General features: G+C 55.5%; 17 protein-coding genes. 7 read left to right on the forward strand and 10 right to left on the reverse strand.

Going from position 1 to position 22414, the window contains the following annotated elements:
- The first annotated feature begins 135 nt into the window (after positions 1-135).
- The 4 genes from J2S31_RS10840 (at position 136) to J2S31_RS10855 (ending at position 5539) form a co-directional block, all read left to right on the forward strand.
- A complete protein-coding gene (locus J2S31_RS10840) occupies positions 136-1455 on the forward strand; it encodes an OprO/OprP family phosphate-selective porin (protein ID WP_237099106.1) in 1320 nt (439 codons plus the stop codon).
- Positions 1456-1781: 326 nt separating this feature from the next.
- On the forward strand, positions 1782-3581 hold the full coding sequence (locus J2S31_RS10845; RefSeq protein ID WP_237099107.1) for a SulP family inorganic anion transporter: 1800 nt from the start codon (positions 1782-1784) through the stop codon (positions 3579-3581).
- A 134-nt stretch (positions 3582-3715) separates the two neighbouring features.
- On the forward strand, positions 3716-4288 hold the full coding sequence (locus J2S31_RS10850; protein WP_237099108.1) for a carbonic anhydrase: 573 nt from the start codon (positions 3716-3718) through the stop codon (positions 4286-4288).
- Between the two features lie 66 nt (positions 4289-4354).
- Complete coding sequence (locus J2S31_RS10855) at positions 4355-5539, forward strand: HAMP domain-containing protein (protein ID WP_272908763.1); 1185 nt, start codon at positions 4355-4357, stop codon at positions 5537-5539.
- A gap of 53 nt (positions 5540-5592) precedes the next feature.
- Here the strand turns inward: J2S31_RS10855 and J2S31_RS10860 are convergent, their stop codons facing one another.
- The 7 genes from J2S31_RS10860 to J2S31_RS10890 form a co-directional block, all read right to left on the reverse strand.
- Positions 5593-6759 carry a hybrid sensor histidine kinase/response regulator gene (locus tag J2S31_RS10860; RefSeq protein WP_237099109.1) on the reverse strand — a complete coding sequence of 389 codons (1167 nt, stop codon included), beginning with the start codon at positions 6757-6759 and terminating at the stop codon, positions 5593-5595.
- A 25-nt stretch (positions 6760-6784) separates the two neighbouring features.
- A complete protein-coding gene (locus J2S31_RS10865; RefSeq protein WP_237099110.1) occupies positions 6785-9682 on the reverse strand; it encodes a GAF domain-containing protein in 2898 nt (965 codons plus the stop codon).
- 76 nt (positions 9683-9758) lie between these two features.
- Positions 9759-10691: a GGDEF domain-containing response regulator gene (locus tag J2S31_RS10870; RefSeq protein ID WP_237099111.1), complete on the reverse strand. Its 933-nt coding sequence runs from the start codon at positions 10689-10691 to the stop codon at positions 9759-9761.
- Positions 10692-10959: 268 nt separating this feature from the next.
- Positions 10960-12066 (reverse strand): HD domain-containing phosphohydrolase, encoded by a 1107-nt coding sequence (locus tag J2S31_RS10875; protein WP_237099112.1) that lies wholly within the window; start codon positions 12064-12066, stop codon positions 10960-10962.
- A 295-nt stretch (positions 12067-12361) separates the two neighbouring features.
- A complete protein-coding gene (locus tag J2S31_RS10880) occupies positions 12362-13474 on the reverse strand; it encodes an ATP-binding protein (RefSeq protein WP_237099113.1) in 1113 nt (370 codons plus the stop codon).
- A 313-nt stretch (positions 13475-13787) separates the two neighbouring features.
- Positions 13788-15152, reverse strand: a complete 1365-nt coding sequence (locus J2S31_RS10885) for a sigma-54-dependent transcriptional regulator (RefSeq protein WP_237099114.1) — start codon at positions 15150-15152, stop codon at positions 13788-13790.
- Between the two features lie 27 nt (positions 15153-15179).
- Positions 15180-16373: a sensor histidine kinase gene (locus tag J2S31_RS10890; protein ID WP_237099115.1), complete on the reverse strand. Its 1194-nt coding sequence runs from the start codon at positions 16371-16373 to the stop codon at positions 15180-15182.
- Positions 16374-16524: 151 nt separating this feature from the next.
- On the opposite strand from J2S31_RS10890, the gene ggt reads away from it, so the two are divergent.
- Positions 16525-18255 (forward strand): gamma-glutamyltransferase, encoded by a 1731-nt coding sequence (gene ggt, locus J2S31_RS10895; RefSeq protein ID WP_237099116.1) that lies wholly within the window; start codon positions 16525-16527, stop codon positions 18253-18255.
- A gap of 35 nt (positions 18256-18290) precedes the next feature.
- Here the strand turns inward: ggt and J2S31_RS10900 are convergent, their stop codons facing one another.
- Complete coding sequence (locus tag J2S31_RS10900; RefSeq protein ID WP_237099117.1) at positions 18291-18554, reverse strand: hypothetical protein; 264 nt, start codon at positions 18552-18554, stop codon at positions 18291-18293.
- Between the two features lie 214 nt (positions 18555-18768).
- Between J2S31_RS10900 and J2S31_RS10905 the strand changes: the two genes are divergently transcribed.
- Positions 18769-19389, forward strand: coding sequence for an MBL fold metallo-hydrolase (locus J2S31_RS10905; protein WP_237099118.1), 621 nt, complete (start codon positions 18769-18771; stop codon positions 19387-19389).
- 10 nt (positions 19390-19399) lie between these two features.
- Here J2S31_RS10905 and J2S31_RS10910 read toward each other — a convergent pair whose 3' ends face one another.
- Positions 19400-20332 carry an NmrA family NAD(P)-binding protein gene (locus tag J2S31_RS10910; RefSeq protein WP_237099119.1) on the reverse strand — a complete coding sequence of 311 codons (933 nt, stop codon included), beginning with the start codon at positions 20330-20332 and terminating at the stop codon, positions 19400-19402.
- Positions 20333-20601: 269 nt separating this feature from the next.
- Between J2S31_RS10910 and J2S31_RS10915 the strand changes: the two genes are divergently transcribed.
- Entirely contained in the window at positions 20602-21867 is a 1266-nt protein-coding gene (locus tag J2S31_RS10915) for a T6SS phospholipase effector Tle1-like catalytic domain-containing protein (protein ID WP_237099120.1), read from the forward strand.
- 27 nt (positions 21868-21894) lie between these two features.
- Here the strand turns inward: J2S31_RS10915 and J2S31_RS10920 are convergent, their stop codons facing one another.
- Positions 21895-22410, reverse strand: coding sequence for an NADH-quinone oxidoreductase subunit B family protein (locus tag J2S31_RS10920; protein WP_237099121.1), 516 nt, complete (start codon positions 22408-22410; stop codon positions 21895-21897).
- Between the last annotated feature and the right edge of the window lie 4 nt (positions 22411-22414).

Raw genomic sequence — 22414 nt, forward strand, 5'->3', positions numbered from 1 at the left:
GCACCCCTTACCCGAATCTAACAAACACTGCGTAACTTCTAGCCATGCGGAGCCGGACCCGCATCGACCCGAAAAGCTGTGGGTTGCAACTTCGAATTCAAGTCATCAACGCAAAAAGAAAGAAGGAGGACGGTAATGATCCGGAATTTGATCGCTGTGCTGGCCGTGATTGGCCTGCTGATCCCGGCCCAGGCGGTGTGGGCGGAGTCGGATACGGAAAAACGCCTGCGGGTGCTGGAAGAGAAACTGAAACGGTTTGAAAACCTGGATTCCCTTCCGCAGAAGGAGGACTACATCAAGGTGCGGTACGCCAACCCGGGTTTTGAAATGGAAACCGCAGACGGCCTGTTTTCCACCAAGCTCGTGTGGCGTGCGCAGTTGCGGTACACGTTTCCCCACCGCTCCGATCCGCGAAGCGTGTCGGACTTCACCACCCGCTCCGACGCGAGCAACTTTGAAGCCCGCCGCCTCCGCATGAAAATCGGCGGTCACGGATTCAAGCCGTGGATCGACTATTACTTTGAAGTGGACCTGCAACCGTCCCGCGACGTGGACGACAGCAGTACCTCCTCTTCCGCACGGGTCATCGACTACCGCATCACCCTGCAACCGATCGACGAATTCGGTATCCGCGTGGGTCAGTGGAAAGTCGACTACAACCGCGAGCGCGTGGATTCCTCCGGGCGCCAGCAGTTTGTAGAACGGTCCATCGTGAACCGCGTGTTCACCATCGACCGCCAGGTGGGTGTGCAGGTGCGTGGCCGCCTGTTCAAAGGCACCTACGCCGACATGCGGTACTGGGCCGGTGTGTTCAACGGCGAAGGCCGCTCCGTCAACAACCCGGACAACGACATGATGTACATGGGCCGCCTGCAGTGGAACTTCCTCGGCCGCGACCTGAAATGGCGTCAGTCGGACGTGGCTTTCCATAAAGAGCCGACCGGCAGTCTCGCATTTGCCGCGGCCACCAACAACGGCAAGTGCAGTCGCTGGAGTTCATCCGGATGTGGCAACCTGAGCGGCCTGACCGGCCCCGGCACCACTTCCCAGAACTTCAAAGTCGAACAGTACGTTCAGGAATTCGCGTTCAAGTACCGGGGCCTGTCGATCCAGGAAGAGTTTCACTGGAAGGACGTGGAAGACAAACGCAACATGACCACCCACAAGTACAAAGGTATGTACGCGCAGGCCGGTTACTTTTTTCACGGCTTGATTCCGCAGATTCCCGAGAAACTGGAACTCGCCGCCCGCTACGCGTTTGTCGATGCGCCGGTGGCGACCAACGTGGCGCTCCAGGATAAACGGGAGGAATACACGGTCGGCCTCAACTACTTCTTCTCCGGCCACGACAATAAAATCACTGTCGACTATTCCTTCCTGGAACTGGAAGATGCATCTACGGGAATGAGCTTCGACGACAGTCGTGTCCGCCTTCAGTGGGACGTTTCCTTCTAAGGAAGCCGCACCCACAATCAGGATTGCCCCCGGAAGTCCCTCAGATTTGCGGGCTTTATAACCAGCGATCGGGATTCTTCCTTCTCACTGGCTTACCTCCAGTCGGCCGCCCTCCCCTGCGGGAGAGGGCGGCCGGCTTCTTTTCTCAGTTACATTATGCCTATACGGGCACCTTTCCAGTTAAACATAAAAAAAATCATTTAAAATTAGAGATTTACGAGTATCGAATTTTTTCGATAATATGTCGTTTTTTTTGTGGTTGTTTGGCTTATTTTGGTTAGAATAAACTCTATGTCTTTTTCCAATGTTCTACAGTTGAAATTCGTATGCGAACTAAAACCTTGAATATCGCGTCCATGCAGAAAATCCAAAAGGAAAGGGCAAGACTCTCTTTCAGGCAGTATTTCCAGTACGATCTGGCCAATTTGAAAGGAGACTTTTTTGGGGGCGTCACCGCGGGCATCGTCGCCCTTCCTCTGGCGCTCGCCTTTGGGGTTCAATCCGGGATGGGAGCGATCGCCGGGCTCTACGGCGCGATAGCGCTGGGATTTTTCGCCGCCCTGTTTGGCGGCACCCGCCAGCAGATAAGCGGCCCGACCGGCCCCATGACGGTGGTTTCCACGGTTGTGGTGATGACCGCCATTCAGAGTATGGGCAGTCTGGAGGCCGCCTTCGGCACCATCATCACCACCTTTTTTATATCCGGGATGTTTCTGATTGCGTACGGTGTCATGAAACTCGGCACCTACATCCGCTATATCCCCTACCCGGTGGTTTCCGGGTTCATGACGGGTATCGGGGTGATCATCATCATCCTGCAGATCTTTCCCTTCATGGGGCAGGAGTCGCCTAAAAAAATCCTGTCCGTCTTTCATGAACTGCCCGCAGCCCTGACCGCCATCAACTGGGAAGCCGTTCTGGCGGCTTCCGTCACCATCGCCATCATTTATATATTTCCGAGAATCACCAAAGCCATTCCGAGCACGCTGGTCGCGCTTCTTGCCGTCTCCGGTATTTCCAACTGGGTGGGACTGAACGTGCCCCTGATCGGCGACATTCCGGACGGGTTTCCGGAGTTGCGCATCAGTGAAATGTCACTGGAAGGACTCAACCTGGGTCTGATCATCAAACTCGCGCTGACCCTGTCGCTATTGGGTGCCATCGACTCGCTTTTGACCTCGGTGGTGGCGGACAACATCACCAAAACCAAGCACAACTCCAACCAGGAGCTGGTGGGCCAGGGGATCGGCAACATGGCCGCGGCGGCCATCGGCGGTTTGCCGGGCGCCGGCGCGACGATGCGCACGCTGGTCAACATCAACTCCGGCGGCCTCACCCGCCTGTCGGGGGTGATCCACGCCATTGTGCTCCTCATCATCCTGATGGGGGCGGGCGTGTATGCGGCGCAGATTCCGCTTCCCGTTCTGGCGGGCATCCTCATCACCGTCGGCATCGGCATCATCGACTATAAGGGCCTGCGCCATATCAAGGAAGTGCCGCGCACGGACGCCGTGGTCATGCTCCTGGTGCTCACGCTGACCGTTTTCGTGGACCTCATCCAGGCCGTGGCGGCGGGCCTCATCCTTGCGTCGATCCTGTTCATGAAACAGATGAGCGACCATGTGGGGAAGGAAGTGAAAATCTCCCCGCTCCGGTCCTACACCAAGGAACTGCCGTGGGACGACGAACACATCCCCTCCAGCATCATCGACAAGATTTATGTGAAGCATCTGGATGGTCCGTTGTTCTTTGGATTCGCCCCGGCTTTTCAGGAAATGGCGAAAACCCTTCCCGACATCCGCGTCGTGATTTTTCGCATGAAAAAGGTTCCCCACATCGACCAAACAGGATTGTATGCGTTGGAAGAAGTGATCCGGGAATTCGAGAACCGGAATATCGCGGTGGTGATGACGGGATTACAGGATCAACCGCTTCGCATGCTGAGACGCATCAACATCGTTCCGGGTCTGATTCCCGAACAATTTATCTTCTCCACCTTTGAGGAGTGCATGAAGTGGCTGGAGGAAGAACTGACCGATGCTTCCCATGAAGACATGCATGCGTTTTTTGACGAACTGAACAACATTCGCCGTATACAAAAACTGATACCGAAATACAGACTGTGAAGCGACCCCATCCTCAATTTCGAAAAAATTCGACGCCACAATAATTGATTCCGCAATAAAGATTATTAAATCCCAATGATATATTAGGGTACCGGGTCTTCTTCCAACCTCGTTTCTTACAGGAAGCGGACACTATGACCACCCAAATACTTGAAGAGTTAATCCAAGGTAATCAAAGGTTTATAAAGGGAGCCACGCTCCATCCCCATCAGGACCCAATCTACCGGAAACAATGCGCCAAAGGCCGGCCGGCGCCCATCGCGGTGCTGGCCTGTGCCGATTCCCGGGTTTCCCCGGAAATCATATTCGACCAAGGACTGGGCGATCTGTTTGTCCTGCGGGTCGCCGGCAATATCGCCGCCGCCATGGTTTTGGCCAGCTTGGAGTATGCCGTGGAGCAGCTCGGCACACAGCTCATCATCGTGCTCGGCCACAGCAATTGTGGCGCGGTGACTGCGGCTGTCTCGGGCACTCAGGTCCCAGGCCATATTGGCAACCTGGTGGAATTCATCCAACCCAGCGTCAAAAAATGCACCAATAATGGGCACCCCCCGGAAGTCATTGAGGTCGTCAGGGAAAACGTCCTACAGACTGTAAACAATATCCGGGAAGCTGATCCGATCCTTTCAAAATTGATCGCCGAGGACCGTTTGGAGATCATGGGTGCGATTTATCATTTGGAATCCGGGAAAATAGAATTATTATAGTTAGGCGCCTGATTTCTTTCGGGACCTAATTATTGCAGATTCTGTTACGACGATCCTGGATTTCGAATGGTAAAGTTCCGAGATTGTAAAGTCAGCACCAAAATCGGGGTGGGATTCGGAGTGATCACCCTGATCCTTATGGGAGTGGTTCTGATAACCATTCAGCAAGTCAAGAATATGGAGGGGATCACAAAAAGAGTGGTCACCCTCCGAACCCCGACTGCCCACTCCAGCCTGATGATGTTGAACGGGATGAACCATTCGCTGGCCTCCCTGCGTGGATGGGTGATCCTCGGCGATCCCAAGTTCAGGGAAGAACGCGCCAGTGCCTGGAACGAGCAGATCGAGCCTTCTCTCAAAAAACTGCACGAGCTCTCGAGCCAATGGAAAAACGAGGAGCACATAAAACAGCTTCGCGCGATTGAGGAAGACCTCAAGCAGTTCAAGGTGTTCCAGCAGGAAATCGAGAACATCGCCCAAACCGACGACAACACCCCCGCCCGCAAGATCCTTTTTGACAAAGCCCAGCCGCTGGAAGAACGCCTGATGACCTACGTCACGCGGATGATCAACCTGGAGATGCGGATTCCGCCTTCGTCGCAGAACCGCAAGGCGCTTCTTGCCATCATGGCCGATCTCGAAGGCACCACCAGCCTGGCTTTTGAAAAGGCGGAAGAGTTCCTGCTGTCCGGCAATCCGGAATTCAAAGATCAGTTTCGAAAAAGCTGGGAGGACAACACAAACCGGTTCAACGACCTGAAGCGGAATTTCAAACTGTTGTCAGAGGATCAGAAGAAGGTATTCAAACACCTTGAGCGGGCACGCAACCAGATCAACCCGCTGTTGCACGAGATCATACAAATCCGTTCGAGCAAGGAGTGGAATCTGGCCAATGCCTGGCTGGCGCAGAAGGCGGTGCCCATTGCTTTCCGCATCAAAGCCTTTTTGAATGAGATGACGGAGACCCAGAACCAACTGCTGGAAAAGGACATGCAGGAAATTTCCGACCGCACGCACTTCCTCGTGATCCTGCTGGTGTTCCTGTTTTTTATGGCGGCGTTGATGGCGGGTGTGCTGGGCTCGATGATCACGCGCACGGTGAGCGACCCCATCAAGCAGGTCAGCAACATGGCGCGGGAAATGGCGCAGGGCAACCTGCGCCAGAAAAAACTGCCTGTTCAAGCGAAAGATGAAGTGGGCGACCTGACCGAGAGCTTCAACCAGCTTCTCGAAAAAATGAAAGGCAAGTGAGGAGTCCCCGGATCTTCCCGCTTTTCCTCCCCGAGGCCTGAACTTCTCCAAAACTAAATTTTGTAGTCGGGCATCTCCAGTTCCGGCAGGGCGACTTCAAACGTCGAACCCTTTCCCACTTCGCTTTGCACCTCGATTCTGCCCCGGTGGGAGTCCACGATACTCTTCACGATCGCCAGCCCCAGGCCCGTGCTCTTTTCTCCTCCGGTCGGGCGGGCGCCCAGTTTTTGAAACCCCGCAAAGATCTGTTGCTGATCTTCAAGACGAATCCCCTCCCCTTCATCACGGATACGGATCCGTGTCCCACCGTTTTCATCACGCAATTCGATGAACACATTGGACTCCAGCGGAGAATACTTGATGGCATTGCTGATGAGGTTGTCCAGCACCTGCGCCATACGATTCCGGTCAAAGACAGTCGGGCCCACCTCCATAATATCCTCATGAATGGAAATACCCTTGCCGCGGGCATGCCCGTAGTTGATCTGGATCCGTTCCTTTAGCAGAGAGGCCATGTCTCCGAGACTCAGGTCGAGTTTGAGCTTGCCGCTCTCTATGACCGAAATGTCCAGCAGGTCGTCCACCATGCCCAATACCTCGTTGACCGATTTGCTGATCAGTTGCAACATCTCATCATGCTCTTTGGGAGAAAAGGTGTCGCGGGAGAGGGCCAGTAATTCAATGAATCCTTTTATGGAAGAGAGAGGATTGCGGATATCGTGCGCCGCAATGCCCAGGAATTTGTTTTTCAGTTCGTTCAGGGAAACCAGGTCCCTGTTTTTCTTCTCCAGTTCCTGAATCAATGCCTCACGCTGTTTTTTGAGGGAATGAATCTGCAAGTGCGTCCTGACCCGAACCAGCACTTCGTCGGACTTGAACGGCTTGACAATGTAATCCACTCCGCCTTGATTGAACCCTTCGACCACGTCCTGAATGTCGTTGCGCGCAGAGATGAAGATGATGGGGGCGTCGGTGGTTTGCGGATCGGCTTTCAACCTACGGCAGGTTTCATACCCATCCATGCCCTCCATCATGATGTCCAGAAGAATGAGGTCCGGCATGAACCGCGAGGCAATAGTGAGGGCTTTCTCCCCGCTCAACGCAACGGAAATATTGTATCCCTCGACTTCCAGGGTTTTCTGGAGAACTTCCACGTTGGCGGGAGTGTCATCGACGATGAGAATCTTGAATTCATCCGGATCGGGCTGGTTGGACAACATTTTTATAAAACTCAGAACGGATCGGCTAGGTTGTGGGAGGCGGCCCCATTTTACTTAGAAACTCGAGCACCTGATTGATTTGCTTCATGTCATAGGAGCGGATCAAATCCCTGAAGTATTGGGCCAGCTTGTGTTCCTGGTCGTCATTCGCGATGGCGTCGAGGCCTCTTTCAAAGCTGGTGAAATTGTAACTCGATGCCGCCGCTTTCAGGGTTTCCATCACCGAGCTGGGAAGGCGCACTTGTTCCAGATCGACTTCGCGATCCTGGGACACGCTTTGTCGGCCAGCCGTTTTTTTGAGGAAATCAAGTGGCAGATCATATTCCTTATCGAACAGGGAAAGCAGGGGTTTCACCCTCACCGGCTTTTCCATCACCAGATCCGTTCCGGCCTCGCGGCAGACCTCGCCCAATTTCTGGTTTTTGGAGGAGGCCAGGATCACAATGAGAATATTTTTAAACACCTTATATTTACGAAGAGTCCGGATCAATCCCGCCGCCGCGGGGCCTGTTTCGTCCAGATCCAGGAACACCATATCCACACCGGGCTTTTCCATCACCTCAGGGGATTCGATATTTTCGATGTGTTGCACGGCGATTCCCAGGCTCTCCAGGATTTCGCTCAGTTGGCTGAAACTGGCGGGGTCAAACTTGCCGGTGTGTGCGGCTCGGAGCCCTTTCCACGCCAATGGCTTTTTAAAATACCAGCTATCGGCATTCTGAGAGGGCAGTTCCCCAAACCGTTTCAGCGGCAACTCGATGGTGACCTGCGTGCCTTTGCTCTCGACCGACTGCACCTCAATACGCCCCTTCATGGCTTCGATGTGTTTCTTGGAAATGGAAAGCCCCAGTCCCATTCCCTTGCTGAGACCCACTTCTCCCAGCTTTTCAAATGGGTCGAATACCTTTTCCACCTGACCGGCGGGGATGCCCTTCCCGGTATCGATGATTTCAAAACGAAACATCTCATGGGGTTTCTGCTCAACGCGCAGAAGCACCGCACCTTGCTCCGTGAATTTGATGGCGTTGCTCAGAATATTGGTGAGGGCGAGGTACAATTTCGCCTCGTCCCCATAAACCCAGAGCGGCCTTTCCTCCAGCCCCTCGGCAAAAAAATCCAGTCCCTTCAACATGCACCGGTTGCGGATGGAAGTGGTGATACGGTCCACCATGCCACACAGGTCAAACGCCTGGTTGTACAACTGCGATTCCCCGCCGTCGATCTTCGACATTTCCAGGATATCATCCACCAGCCGCATCAGTTGGTTGCCTCCGTCCATGATTCGGGCAACGTATTCCCTGTGTTGCGGCAACAGCCGGGGATCGCGGTCGATGATCTGGGCAAAGCCCAGAACGGAATTGAGCGGGGTGTGGATTTCATGACTCATGTGCGCCAGGAATTCACTCTTGGCGCGGCTGGCGGCATTGGCCTCGATGCGGGTTTTCAACAATTCCCGCTCGCGTTGTTTCCAGCCAGTGGCGTCCCACACAATCATCGTCGCGCCGACCTGCCCGCAAGCGGCATCCAGCACGGGGGCGAGGGTCAGGGCCAACTCCAATACCTCTTCATTTTTACCCACACCCTGAGTTTCGAATTTTATGGTATCTCCCCCCCGTATTCCCTCCAGGATTCGCGCCGCATCCTCCTCCCTGCCGGGTGCGATCAACACACTCAGGCTTTTGTTCAGCAATTCATCCTGGCGGTAACCGAAAATCCGCTCTGCGCCCAAGTTCCAACTGGTGACCCTGCCATCCATATCCACCCCGATGATGGCGTCCTCGGCACTGCACAAGATGGTGGACAAAACCGCCTGGCTGCGTGCCAACAGCTTACGCTCCAGCATGAGTTGCAGCTGGGCGCCAGCGCTCATCAACACATCCAGCAATTCCGGGTCGGCTTCCCGGATATCGGAGGTGAAGATCTGAACCACCCACAGAAAATCGTTGTTCATGGAAATGGGAAACGCAAACCCGGAGTGTCCCGCTCCCGATTCCGCAATTTCCAGACGCCGGACAAAGCGCTCGTCCTCCCAGACGTTCTCCTGCCAGAGAGGTTGCCCGGACTCCCAAACACGGCCGGCCAGCCCTTCTCCGCTGGCAAAAATGGCGTGCTGGGCGCGCACCATGGTGGGCGCGGTGAGGTCCGGAATGTTCTGATACGCAATACCCGCGGGAATCAGGCAGGTACCGCTGTCGTCCACCCGATGCACCACGCCCAGGGCGCAATCCAGCGTCACGCAGATTTCCTTCAGAAAAGCCTGAAGACCCGCATCAAAAGTCGAGGCTTCCTCCGCGATGTGAATGAGCGTCTTCAGCAGATGAATGTAGGAGGACTGGCGTTGCAGGCGCGTTTCCACCTCCTTTTCCTTCCGGGAATTGCGCAGGCCGAGAAGGACCTGACTGCACACGTTGAGCAGAGGCTGGAACCATTCCGCCATATCTTCCGCATAGCCCTCGCGGCCGTTGGCCAGGCACAGCACGCCCAGCACCTCCCCGCCATGAGTGAGCGGCAGGCCGATGAAAGCATGCAGGGCAGGATGCCTCTTGGGCAGGCCTCCGCGCCGGGGATCGTTGGCGGGATCGTTTGAAATCACCACATCGCCGGTGATCAAAACGGAGCCGAACAGGGTGTTGAGGTTGAAAAACTCCAGGCCACTGCGGCCGTATTGATCAAAGAACCGGGTGACATCGGCATCGGTGGAAATATTCGAATAAGCCAGGATGGAAATGTACGGGTCGCCGGCAGGGCTTCTTCTCACATCGGCGATGAAACCGTATTCGCTCGCCGTCAATTCCAAAGCCCTGCGAGTCAGGTTCTGGAATACGTCGGAAAGGTTGTCGCCACGGCTGATCTCCAACTGAAACTCATCAATGATTTTCAGGAGGGAAAGCTTGGCATTGATGATTTCTTCGGCTTTTTTCATGACCGCCAATCCCCGCTCCTGCCCGATTCAAACAGGAGGGATGTTCAGGCCCACCGGATGGTTGGAGCCTGAAAAATCATTGACCTATTTCGACAGGGGCAAAACAAATCTGGTTGGTTCCGCCCCGGACCGCCTGGTCCAATTGATGTTCGGTTCCTTCCATGGCCTGTTTCATGCGAGCCTCCAGCTCCGTCGAAGAACCGAGGGGATATTGACACATCCCAAAACTCATGGAGACGGCCATGTCCTGCACTCCCACCCGGTACAGCGAGTTTTTCAGGATGGTCTGAAACTTGCGCGCCACCACCACCGCCCCCTCCAGCTTGGTCCCCGGCAACAAAATAAAATACCGTTGCGGACTCCACTGGCCGATGGCATCCAGTATTCGGCTGTGGCTGTTCAGCTTTTCACCCAGATCGGCACGCAGTTTGTTCTGGTCTTCTTCCTTTTCGCGGCTAAATTTTTCCCGCCATTCATCGATGTGCCCCATCATCAATGTGAACGGCACCTGAATACGTTGATAGCGGATGGCCTCCCATCGGTACAATTCCATCATCAGGTCCCGTGCCAGCACCCCGGGAGACCGCTTGGCCCCAAGCTTTTGGGACATCTCCTTGATCAACAGCTTCTTTTCACGCTGGAGTTGCTGGATGCGCAACTGGTTTTGCGTACGGGCCAACACCTCATCCTGGCGAAACGGTTTTGTGATGTAATCCGCACCGCCAGAGAGATAACAATTGTCGATTTCTTCGATGCTGGTCTGGCCCAGCAGGAAAATAATGGGAATGTCTGCAGTAACGGGGTTGGATCTCAACTGCCTGCTGAGTTCGAAGCTGTTCGTTCCTTCCAGATGCGCATCCAGGAGAATGAGGTCCGGTAAGGAACGAGCAAGGATTTCGGGAACCCGGTTTCCAGCAGAAGTGGCAAAAATGACATAGTCCTCTTTCTCCAACATGCCTCTTAAAATGTCGATGTTGGAAGGAATGTCATCGACGATAAGAATGTTCATTCCAAAATGAGTTTTTGTAGCCCCGTCCATCTTCACTCCCGGAAGAAACTGGATCGAACCCAGTCCTGATACTTCAATCTCTGTCTGGATTGAAGGTTGCGCTACTAAAACAGGCCCACCTTGGCTGTCATCCGCCCGGTCCGCACACAGCACCCTGCAAATTTCGTTCAACAGAACGGGGTTGGATGCATCGCCTTTTTCAATCGAAGGTTCTTCCCGGCAAATGCTTGGAATGCTCCACTCCCTTTCAGCCGGTTTGCCTGCCGACCTATGAATTCGTGAGGAATTTTTCCAAGTCCGGAAACTGGTCCGGTGTGTCCACGTACTGATTTTTGATTTCCCTGACTTCCGACAAAATGGTTTTGAATTTTTCAACCAGATGCGGATCGAAATGCTGGCTCGCGCATTTTTCAAGTTCTTCGACCGCTTCTTCGACAGTCCATGCCTTCTTGTAGGGGCGGTCAGAGGTGAGCGCATCGAACACATCGCAAATCGCAACAATCCGTCCTTCAATCGGGATTTCCTCCCCCTTCGTTCCGGCGGGATATCCGGAGCCGTCCCACTTTTCGTGGTGTGTGAGGGAAATGCTTTCCGCCATCTTCATCATTTCCGAACTGGATCCGGAAAGGATTTCCGCCCCGATGGTGGTGTGGGTTTTCATCACTTCCCACTCCTCCGGGGTGAGACGACCGGGTTTCAGCAGAATCCGGTCCGGGATTCCGATTTTTCCAATATCGTGCATCGGGCTGGCATTGAGGATCAGATCGCATTCCTCCGGGGTCATGCCGATGGCCTCCGCCAGCAGTGCGGAAAACTTGCTCATGCGAATGACGTGCATGCCGGTTTCGTTGTCCCGGTATTCCGCAGCGCGGCCCAAACGCTGGATCACCTCCAGCCGCGTGTCCACCAACTGCTGAGTGCGTTCCTGAATCTTCTGATCCAGAATCTGGTTTTGCTGACGAACCTGGTTGTGCAGAAGACGGACGTCCAGCATGTTCTTGATGCGGGCCAAAGCCTCGATCACGTTGAACGGCTTGGTGATGAAATCCATCGCTCCGGCCAACAGGGCCCTCACCCGGATGTCATTGCTGTTGTTGGCTGTGAGGATCAGGATGGGCGGAGGGTTGACTTCCTGCTCATTGACTTGAATTTCCTTCAAAAACTGGAAACCGTCCATGCCCGGCATGTTCAGGTCCAGCAACACCAGATCCGGCTCCCACTCCTGGTATTTCTTCAACCCATCGTGCGGATCCGTGCATACGGTGATGGAGCTGTATCCCCGCTGGTGGAGCATCTGCTCCAACAGTTTTACGTTGGAGACCTCATCGTCCACAATCAAAATTTTACCGTCGAGAATATCGTCTTCCGTCAACATAACAGACCATTTTTCCTTGAAGATACTTTCAGTTTAAGCGGAAATGATGAAAATCTCTAGCACTGGAGCAGAGCTTTTTATTTTCTCATGATTTACCGCTTATGTTTATCCGAAACAAATCGATCGCCTAAATTCTTCCTTCTCACCGGGCCCCAGCCACCCCATCACTTCGTCTTTCCGATACACAGCTCGCTGAGGGGAGACCCACGCCTTATTCTGTTTTTGCTTAAAGCTCCATCTCCATCCCTAGGCAATCCATTCCGTAACGGAGAAAACCTCCCGCTGTCCCATAAGATCATTGGGCCCGACCGGGAAAAGTGAGAATCACCGTGGTGCCCTCGCCCTTTTCCGAAAGCGCGGATATCTTCCCTCCCATTTCCGTAACGATCCGCTGGCATACGGTCAAACCCAGTCCTGAGCCCAGACGTTCCCCCGCCGGCCCCAGTTGCACAAACGGCTGAAAAATGCGGTCGGAATCCTCATTATTGAACCCGATTCCGTTGTCTTTTATCAGAATGTGCCACACCCCATTGCCCCCCTGAAAACTGTCCAGCGTGACGACCAGCGGGGTTTTCTTTTTGCGAAACGCCACCGCATTGGCCACCAGGTTGCGGAACAACAGATACAACTTTTCCGGGTCCCCCTCCACCACCGGCAGGTAACCCATTTCCAACCGGTTCGGCGGTGTTTGAAAAACATCACCAAACTCGTGCTCCACGCGGGAAACGACCTGATCCAAAACCACCTTTTGACATTTGGGCGACCAGCCGGGGACCAACGCCTCATTCAATCCCATCTCCGCCAAAAGCCGCGCCAACTCCCCGACCGCCCGGTCCAAAGTCTTCCCGCTGGGCGCTCCTCCCCGGTCTCCATCTTCTTCAAAACGTCTCAATGCCTGGTAGCTGAGCACCACCACATCTCCCACCGGTCCGGGAAGATGGTGGCTCAACCGGTTCATAAGCTTTTCGAACCCGGCCGCATTGCTGGAGGAAGCATCTCCAATATCTACCGGCGCCTCTTCTGCTTTGTGTTCCATTGCCTGGATGGCATGAATCACCAGAATAGCGCCTCCATAAACCATGGTGCTCAACCCCACCACCGCGTCGAAGTTTTTCCGCCCATACCCCGACAATTGCAAACAGACGGTTGTCGGCGGCACCTTTGCTTTCACCTGCCGGTCCAGAGCCTCGCGATACACCTCCATATCTTCAGCCGCGATAAATGAATCCATCAACTGCTGTTCGAGCGATTCGTAGGGACCGCTCAACATCGCCTCGGCCGACCGGTTCACCCACACCACCATGCCGGTGGAGTTGGTACAGACCATACCCTGAGAACTCGCTTCCAGCACTTCCCGCAAAAATTCGCTGGTGACCTCCAGAGTGCCATTCACGTGCCAGGAATTCATCGTGGTTTCCTTAAAATATTGATTTCCTCGAGATGAAAGGCGGTGGACTGACCAACCCGCAACTCCTTCCATCTATCCAATATCAGCAATTAATGTGCCAATTTGCGAGAAACCAACTCACCTTATACATTTCAAGTATTTATAATTATTCCAGAGGTCGACGGAAGGCGCTTTGGAGGCCCTGGAGTCACGGATTTCGGATTTCGTTCTGGATTTCGTGCCGGAACGGGGACGGGTCACGGAGCTCTCCCTTGGAGAAGGGATGCGGGAACGGAGAAAATGACGTGGAAACGGGTGGCCGGATGGCTCCGGTTTACTGGTAATCCTTGCGGTTCAAGCCGAAGGTTTTGATTTTGTCATACAACGTCTGCTTCGGAATTTGCAGAGCCTCCTGGGCTTTTTTGAGATCCCCCCTCTGTCGGATCAATTCCTGCTCGATCAGGTTCCGCTCAAAATTCGCAACCTGCTCTTTAAATGTTTGATCGTTCTCTCCCGGATTGGGACTGGCGGGTTCATCAGAGGACATCAGGGACGATTCAAGGTCGAGGTTGAGCCCGAGAACGAATTTTTCCGCTTCGTTGCGCAACTCGCGCACGTTGCCCTCCCACTGGCGGCTCAACAAGCGCTGGATCATTTCTTTGGAAGGCGCGGGTGCCTGGATGTTGTAACGGGCGCAAGCCTCCAGCGCAAAATGCTGGAACAGGAGCGGTATGTCTTCCTGGCGATCGCGGAGAGCCGGCAGTTCGATCTGCACCACGTTCAAGCGGTAGTACAAATCCTTGCGGAACTTGTTTTCGGCGTACGCCTGTTTCAAGTCTTCTTTCGTGGCGGCGATCACACGCACATCCACATTCACCGGATCGTTGGATCCCACGCGCAGGATATAGCGGTCCTGCAAAACATGCAACAGCTTGACCTGCAGGTGCAACGGCATGCTCTCGATTTCATCCAGAAACACCGTGCCGCCCTGCGCATGTTCGAACTTGCCGATGCGCCGCTTGCTGGCGCCGGTGAACGATCCCGCCTCATGCCCGAACAGTTCGCTTTCGATGATGGCTTCCGGTATGGCGCCGCAGTTGATGGCCACGAAGTGGTTGCCCGCGCGCTTGCTCTGCTCGTGCAGACAGCGCGCGATGAGATCCTTGCCCGCCCCGGTTTCTCCAACCAACAGCACATCCACATCGCAGTCGGCAATGTTCGTTACGGTCTGTCGCAGTTTTTCAATGGCCGGGGATTTGCCGATGATCTGCACCTTGCCGCGACTGCTTTCGCGGGCGGCCTTGAGCTCGCGCACTTCCATCACCAGACGGCGTTTCTCCAATGCGCGGTTGATGACGTCCATGAAACGGCCGGTCTCGAACGGCTTTTCGAGAAAATCGTAAGCGCCGTCCTGAATGGCCTTCACCGCCATCGGCACATCGCCCTGTCCCGTCATCAACACCACCGGAAGATCCGGGTCCATTTCACGGATAGCCGCCAGCAATTCCAGCCCGTTCATGCCCGGCATCATCATGTCGGTGATGACGATGCCCGGCCATTCCCGTGTCAGCACATCCAGTGCTTTTTCGGCGGAGTCTTTCGCTTCCACCTCGAACCCGCGCTGGGTCAATTGGTGCGTGAAAGCGCGGCGGACGATTTCCTCGTCGTCCACAATCAGAATCTTGTTGGCAGTTTGCATAGAGTTCCAGGAGTCTCCGGCACACACTCAGGCCGGTCCGCCGCCCTCCTCCTGTCCGTTCTGGGATACGGGAAATTTCAGGGTGAACCGGGTTCCCTTCCCCGGCGTGCTGGCGCACTCGATACGGCCGCCGTGTTTCTGCACGATGCCGTAACTGACCGAAAGCCCCAGGCCGGTCCCCTTCACTTCCGACTTGGTGGTGTAAAACGGTTCGAAAATTTTCGGGATGTCCTTTGAATCGATGCCGCATCCGGTGTCTTCTATTTCCACCGTCACGTGCTTGCCATCCGTCGTGGTGACGATACGGATTGTACCGTTTTCATCGTGGATGGACTCCTCCGCGTTCTGCAGAAGGTTCAGCGCCACCTGTTTGATCTGGTCTTCCACCCCCAGCACGGAAGGCAACTCCTCGGCGTATTGCTTGACCACCTGGATCTTTTTCGACTGAAAGTTTTTCATGGCAAGCGCCATCATGTCATCCAACACCTGGTGTAAGTCCAAAGGCACGGACTTGCCGGTGGACGGCCGGTAAAACTGCTTGAGCCGCGTGGCCAGGTCCATCACCCGCGTCGTCTCCCGCACCGCCAGGTCGGCCAGACTTTTCAAGTCCTCATTGAGCTGAGCCCCGTCCTGAATCTGCTCCAGGATGTTGCGCACACCAAGCAAGGGGTTGTTGATCTCATGCGCGATGGAGGCGGCCAGCTTGCCTACGGCGGAGAGTTTTTCCACGTGCATCAACTGCTGGTGGTAGGCGATCATCGCCGCCGTGCGTTCTTTGACTTTCTCTTCCAGAATTTCGTTCTGCTTCCGTATCTGATTGTGAAGCCGCCGTACTTCCAGAATATTGCGGATGCGCGAACATATCTCGGAGATGTCGAACGGTTTGTTCACGTAGTCGCGCGCACCCATACGAAGCGCCCGCAGGCGGGTGTTGAGGTCGGCCTGCGCGGTGAGCACCAGGACCGGGAGGTAGGATTCCTTTTCGATCTCCTTCAACTGCTCCATGATCTCGAACCCGTCCACCTCCGGCATGTTCAGGTCCAGCAGGACCAGGTCCGGCTTGAACGACTGGTAAGCGGCGATGGCGCGGCGGGGGTCGGTGACGGATTGAAAATTGGCGTAACCTTCATGCTGAAGCACTTTTTCCAAAAGCTGGACGTTGGTCAACTCGTCGTCCACAATCAGAATCCGGGACGTCATGATGTCTTCTGCGGTGATCACGCCTGCTTCAATCCTCCACTCATTCGCCAACTTGTTTCCATTTTAATCATTTTTCCGATTAAAGAAAGTGTTTCCGCCTGCATCAACCGGATTGAGGTAAAATCAGAAAAACTGTTTATGGTTCCCGTTCCCACTCATCCGGGAGGCTTGCATGCAACGTTTGAAATTCGGCCGAATCCTGGCGGCAGGACTGCTGGTTCTCGTGCTTCCTCTCACCGCCACCGCGCAGTTGAAAAACATTTATTCTCAGCGTGACCGCTTTCATCCGGAGGTCGGCAGCCATGGCATGGTGGTGAGCCAGGAAAAAACGGCAAGCAACATCGGCGTGGATATTCTGAAGAAAGGCGGCAACGCGGTGGATGCGGCCATCGCCATCGGCTTCGCGCTGGCGGTCACTCTGCCGCGCGCGGGGAACATCGGCGGCGGCGGATTCATGATGGTGCATCTGGCGAAAACCGGGGAGACGGTGGTCATCGACTACCGGGAAAAGGCGCCCGCCCAGGCGCATCGCGACATGTACTTGAACCCGGACGGTACGGTGAACCGCCACCTTCTGGAAGCGCACCACCTCGCCTCCGGCATTCCCGGCACCGTGGCGGGCCTGTGGATGGCGCACGAAAAATACGGCCGTCTGCCGTGGAAGGATCTCGTCGCCCCCGCCATCAAACTCGCCGAACGCGGCATCCTTATAAACAACGACCATGTCTTCACCATCACCAAGGGCAAGAAACGCCTGAAGGAGTTCGAAGCCACGCGCAAAATGTTTTTTAAGGCGGACGGTTCGATGTACAAGCTGGGTGAGCGGATCGCATTCCCGGACCTCGCGGGCTCACTGAAGCTCATCGCCGAGCAGGGCCCCTCGGCTTTTTACGAAGGAGAGATCGCGCAAAAAATCGCGGCGGACATGCAGGCGAACGGTGGCATCATCTCTCTCGACGACCTGAAAAATTACAAACCCGTCCTGCGCGAACCGGTGCGCGGCACCTACCGCGGGTTTGAGGTCGTCAGCATGCCGCCGCCCAGCGCCGGGGGCATTCAAATCATCCAGATCCTCAACATCCTCGAAAACTACCCGCTACAGGAATACGGCTCCAACACAGCGCAGACTCTGCACCTGATCGCGGAAGCCATGCGCCGTTCGTTCGCCGACCGCGGTCAGTACATGGGCGACGCGGATTACTGGCCGGTGCCGGTGGAAACGCTCGTCTCCAAAGCGTACGCCGGCAAACTGAGCCGGGACATCAACACGGACCGGGCTACACCGTCCTGGCAAGTGAAGCCGGGCGAGTTCATGAACAAGGAAAGCGACGAGACCACGCACTTTTCGGTGATGGACGAGGAGGGCAACGTGGTGACCAACACGTACACGCTGAACTTCAGCTTTGGCTCCGGCATCGTGGTGCCGGGCACCGGCATCCTGCTCAACAATGAAATGGATGACTTCTCCGCCAAGGCCGGCGCGAAGAACGCTTATGGACTCCTGGGCGGCGACGCCAATGCCATCCAGCCCGGCAAGAAACCACTCAGTTCCATGTGTCCGACCATCGTTTTCAAAAACGGCAAGCCGCTTCTTGCCACCGGCAGTCCCGGCGGACCGCGCCTGACCACGGCGACGCTGCAGGTGCTCATCAATGTCATGGACTTCGGCATGAACATCGCCGCCGCCACCAACGCGCCGCGCATCCACCACCAATGGATGCCCGACCGGCTGCGCGTGGAGAAGGGATTGAGCCAGGACACCATCGACATCCTTAAAAACATGGGACACGACGTGCGCGTGACCAACACCATCGGCTCCACGCAGACAGTCATGCGCAAGGGAAAATTCTTTTTCGGAGCGTCCGACCCGCGCCGGCCCGGCGCGGCGGCGAAGGGATACTGACGGTCGGAGTCGAATGGGTATGACTTAGGGAAAAATCAAATCCAGTCGTCGAGGTCGAACTGCACCTGGCACTCGGGACTGCGCATATCCATGTACAAGTCGGCCTGATCGAACTGCGTGGTGAACTGCTTGAGGTGCTTGCAGGTCAGCCCCGCTTCTTCTATTTTCTTCTGGTTCTTTTGCATCTCCTCCCGGCTTCCAAACTCCAGCACCACGGTGAACCCGGTGGCGGCTTTGAATTGCAGGATATACCGCTCGCTGGCGGCCCCCTGCGAGGAGGCTTCCTGATTCTCACTCATGAAAATCTATTCCTTATATAGCGTCCCCGGCCGCGGATCTGAAAGGCGGTAAGAAGTTTGCGGGTTGGGGGGAACGGCAATTCGTTTTACAATACGCCCGACGAGGACAAGTCTAGTACAGGTGCCCGAAGCACCACAATGTTTAAAAATCCGCCGCTTCCAAAAACCGGTGGCGGGAGTCATTGTTGCGTCAACGCAATCAAGGAGAGGCGCCATGTCCGCATTGCAAGAACTGGCTCCGGGCCTGCACCGCTGGTCCGAGTTTTCCGAAGAAAAACAACTCAACTTCAACGGCTACTACCTGGCCCAGGGCGGCGAGGCGGTGCTGATCGATCCGCCGGAGCTGGACGCCGACACCCTGCACGCGCTGAAGGACACCGTCGCGCGGACCGGGAGCCATCCGTTGAAAGCCATCCTGCTCACCAACGTACACCACGACCGCGCCAGCCGGCGGTTGAAGGACGTCTTCCAGGTGCCGATTCATATCCACGAAAACGACAAGCCGCTTTTGGAATTTTCTCCCGACGCCACGTTCAAGGACGGCGACACCCTGCCCTGCGGCCTGCGGGTGATCCACCTGCAAAACCAGAAATCGCCGGGCGAGTCCGCTCTTCTGCAGAAGGAAAAGAAATGGCTGTTCGTGGGCGACGCGCTGATCGGCAAGGTACCGGGGAAAGTCAATCAACTGCCGCCGGATAAATTCGACGACATCACGAAAGCCAGGGAAGGCTTGAAGGTCCTGCTGAATTACGAGTTCGACGACCTTCTGCTGGGCGACGGTGAACCCATCCGTGGCAACGCGCGGCAGACGCTGGACGTGTTCTTCACCGACTGACGCCGCCCCCTCACGCCGGGGGACCGAACAGCTCGATCTCGCGAAGCGCGTACTCGATGGACGCCGCCATGCCCATCGGCTGAATGTCGGGGAACACCGTCTTCGCGCGGTGATCGGTGACTACGGTCGGGCTTTTGATGCTTTCGATCAGCTTGCGTCCGACGCGCGCATACACCGGCGTCACCAGCGCCAGCCACAGGCTGGAGAGATACGGCGTCAGCACCGGAACGGGGATCAACATGCGCCACAATTTGCGCTGGCGCGAGTACTCCGTGATCAAATCCTTGTAAGACACCTGGTCGCCGCCGCCGATCTGGAAAATCTCATTGGACTCGGTTTGCAGGTGCACCGCCTGCACCAGGTACAGCACCACGTCGCAGATGCAGATGGGTTGCGCCTTCACCCGCACCCAGCGCGGCATGATCATGATCGGCAAACGCTCCGACAGCGCGCGGATCATCTCGAACGACAGACTGCCCCGGCCCAGCACGATGGACGCCTGAAACTCGATGACCTGCACGCCGGAGGCGCGGAGCGTGTCGCCCACCACCTTGCGCGAACGCAGATGCGGCGACAAACTGTTGCTTTCGCCGCAGGCGAGCCCGCCGAGGTAGATGATGCGTTTCACCCCGGCTCTTTTCGCGGCGAGGCCGAAATTTTCCGCGGCGCGCCGTTCTTTTCCCTCGAAGTCGGTTTTCTCGTCCAGGCTGTGCGCCAGGTAAAAAGCGGTGTCAATGCCTTCCAGCGCTTTCGGCAGAGTGGCGGGCTGAAGCAGATCGCCCCGGACCAGTTCCACGTCGTGGAAGGAGGATTTTCTTTTTTCGATGCGGGACCGGGTGAGGCAACGGATGCGGTGGTTTTTTTCGCACAGGCGAGGGACCAGACGACTGCCGATGTAGCCCGTGCCCCCGACCACGAGTATGTTCCTGCGATTGCCCTCCATGCTTTTCCCCCGAAACCCAATAATGGCTAAATTCTAAACCAATTGGAGAACTTTAAGGAAAGAATTAGAAGAGACCCTCTGCCTTTTCACATACTTGAGCTCACCTAATTTTAGTTAACAAAATACCGTTTTTCGGTTTCCTTAGTCGGCATCCAAATGGAGTTCGCCTGTTTGAGCTGCACTTCAATCTTTTTAGATATGGTATAAAGGTGCCTGTTTAGTCCCATTTTTATTGGTCCCGATTTCAATGTCCACCGCCAGGAGGCCCCTTGACTCGTTCGCTCCATTTCACCCTGCTCGCATTGGCGTTTCTCATTTTCTTCGGTTGTTCTCACACGCTCCCCGTCAACCACACACCGGTTGAACCGGACATCAATGCGAAACGAAAACTGGTGGTGTTTCTGGACGGCACTCACAACGACGAAAGCAGTCACACCAACATCGCCAAGCTTCACAATCTCGTCACGTTGCAGGACCGGACCGACATCCACACCACCTACATCGTCGGCGTGGGAACCGGACTGAAAGTCATCGGCATGGGCATGGGCTGGGGAATCGGAAAAGACGTGCGGGAGGCTTACCTGTTCCTGGCCCGCAACTACCGGCCGGAGCGGGGAGATGAAATCCATCTTTTCGGGTTCAGCCGGGGCGCTTACGCCGCGCGCATTCTTGCCGGCCTTCTGTACACCGTGGGCATCCCGGATTTGCAATCCATTCCCGAAGCGGATCAGATGGATTTCATAGAAGACATCTACTCGGCTTTCAAGGGAGACATGAGCGTCGCCGAGCGGCGGCGGGAGGTGCAACAGGAAACGGGCCTGACGCCAAAACCCGTGACCGTCCGGTTCATGGGCCTGTGGGATACCGTGGAAGCCTTGGGCTGGCCGGATTATGAGGAAAACTTCATCGATCCCAATCTCAATTACGTCGATCAATTATGCAACGTGGACAAAGCCGCGCACGCGGTATCGATCGATGACGACCGCGCCCGCATTTTCACTCCCATCCTGTTAACGCACGGTCACCTGGTCGAAAACTGCAAAGAAAAAGACATCAATGACGTGGTCGAGGAAGTGTGGTTCGCAGGCGCCCATGCGGATATTGGAGGTGGGTACAACGACACCGACATCAACGGCGTTTCCTTCAACTGGATGCTGGATCAGATCGGGCCCTACGGCCTGGTTCCCAAAAACACGCGAGTGTACGCCGACCCCTACGGGCGCACGCACGACCCCGAAAGCGGCTGGTTCCGATTCATCTACCGCAACCGCAACCGCAACCTGGCCGCCTATGCCTTGCCGATCCACAACAAGGGTAAGCTCAAAATGCATCAATCCGTATTTGATCGTCTGGGAAAGGCCTGCCGCCAGTCCTTCGAGTTCGACTGGCAGAAATCCGAATTCGCAAAGTGCTTTGACTTCTCCAGCAACAACGGGGCCATCCATTACCTCGAAGAAAAGCAATGTTTCGATGTGATCGATTACAAACAGCCGCCTCCACTGCGCAATGGCTTCTGCCCACCGTGCGCGCCCTGAAATAGATCTGGGTTTATAAGGAACGCATCATTCGGGCAGGTTCTCCATAGCGGAGAGAATTCCTCGGATCAGATCGGTGGGGCTGGGAGGGCATCCGTGCACCACGATATCCACAGGGATGACATCGGCCACCCGGCCAAGGCTGGCATAAGACACGTTGAACTCTCCGCCGCACGCGGCACAGTCTCCTACCGCGACTACCAGCTTGGGATTGGGAACCGCATCGTAAGTCATTTTCAATGCGGTTTCCATATTGCGCGTTACCGGCCCGGTTACAAGCAGCATATCGGCGTGACGCGGAGAGGCAACAAAATGAACACCGTATTGTTCGAGGTCGTAATACGGATTGTTCATGGCATGGATTTCCAGCTCGCATCCATTGCACGATCCCGCATCGACCGCGCGGATGGCCAAGGAACCCTTGAAATGCTTCCGGATTTTCCGCTCCAACCCCCGCCCCAGGACCTCGATCCTGTTTTCTCCGGCGGCTAGGGGCTCGGTGATCCGTCCTACTTTGAAAATTTTGCCGAACAGATGTCGCATCGCT

The sequence above is a fragment of the Nitrospina gracilis Nb-211 genome (genome assembly GCF_021845525.1).
Taxonomy (GTDB): Bacteria; Nitrospinota; Nitrospinia; order Nitrospinales; family Nitrospinaceae; genus Nitrospina; species Nitrospina gracilis_A.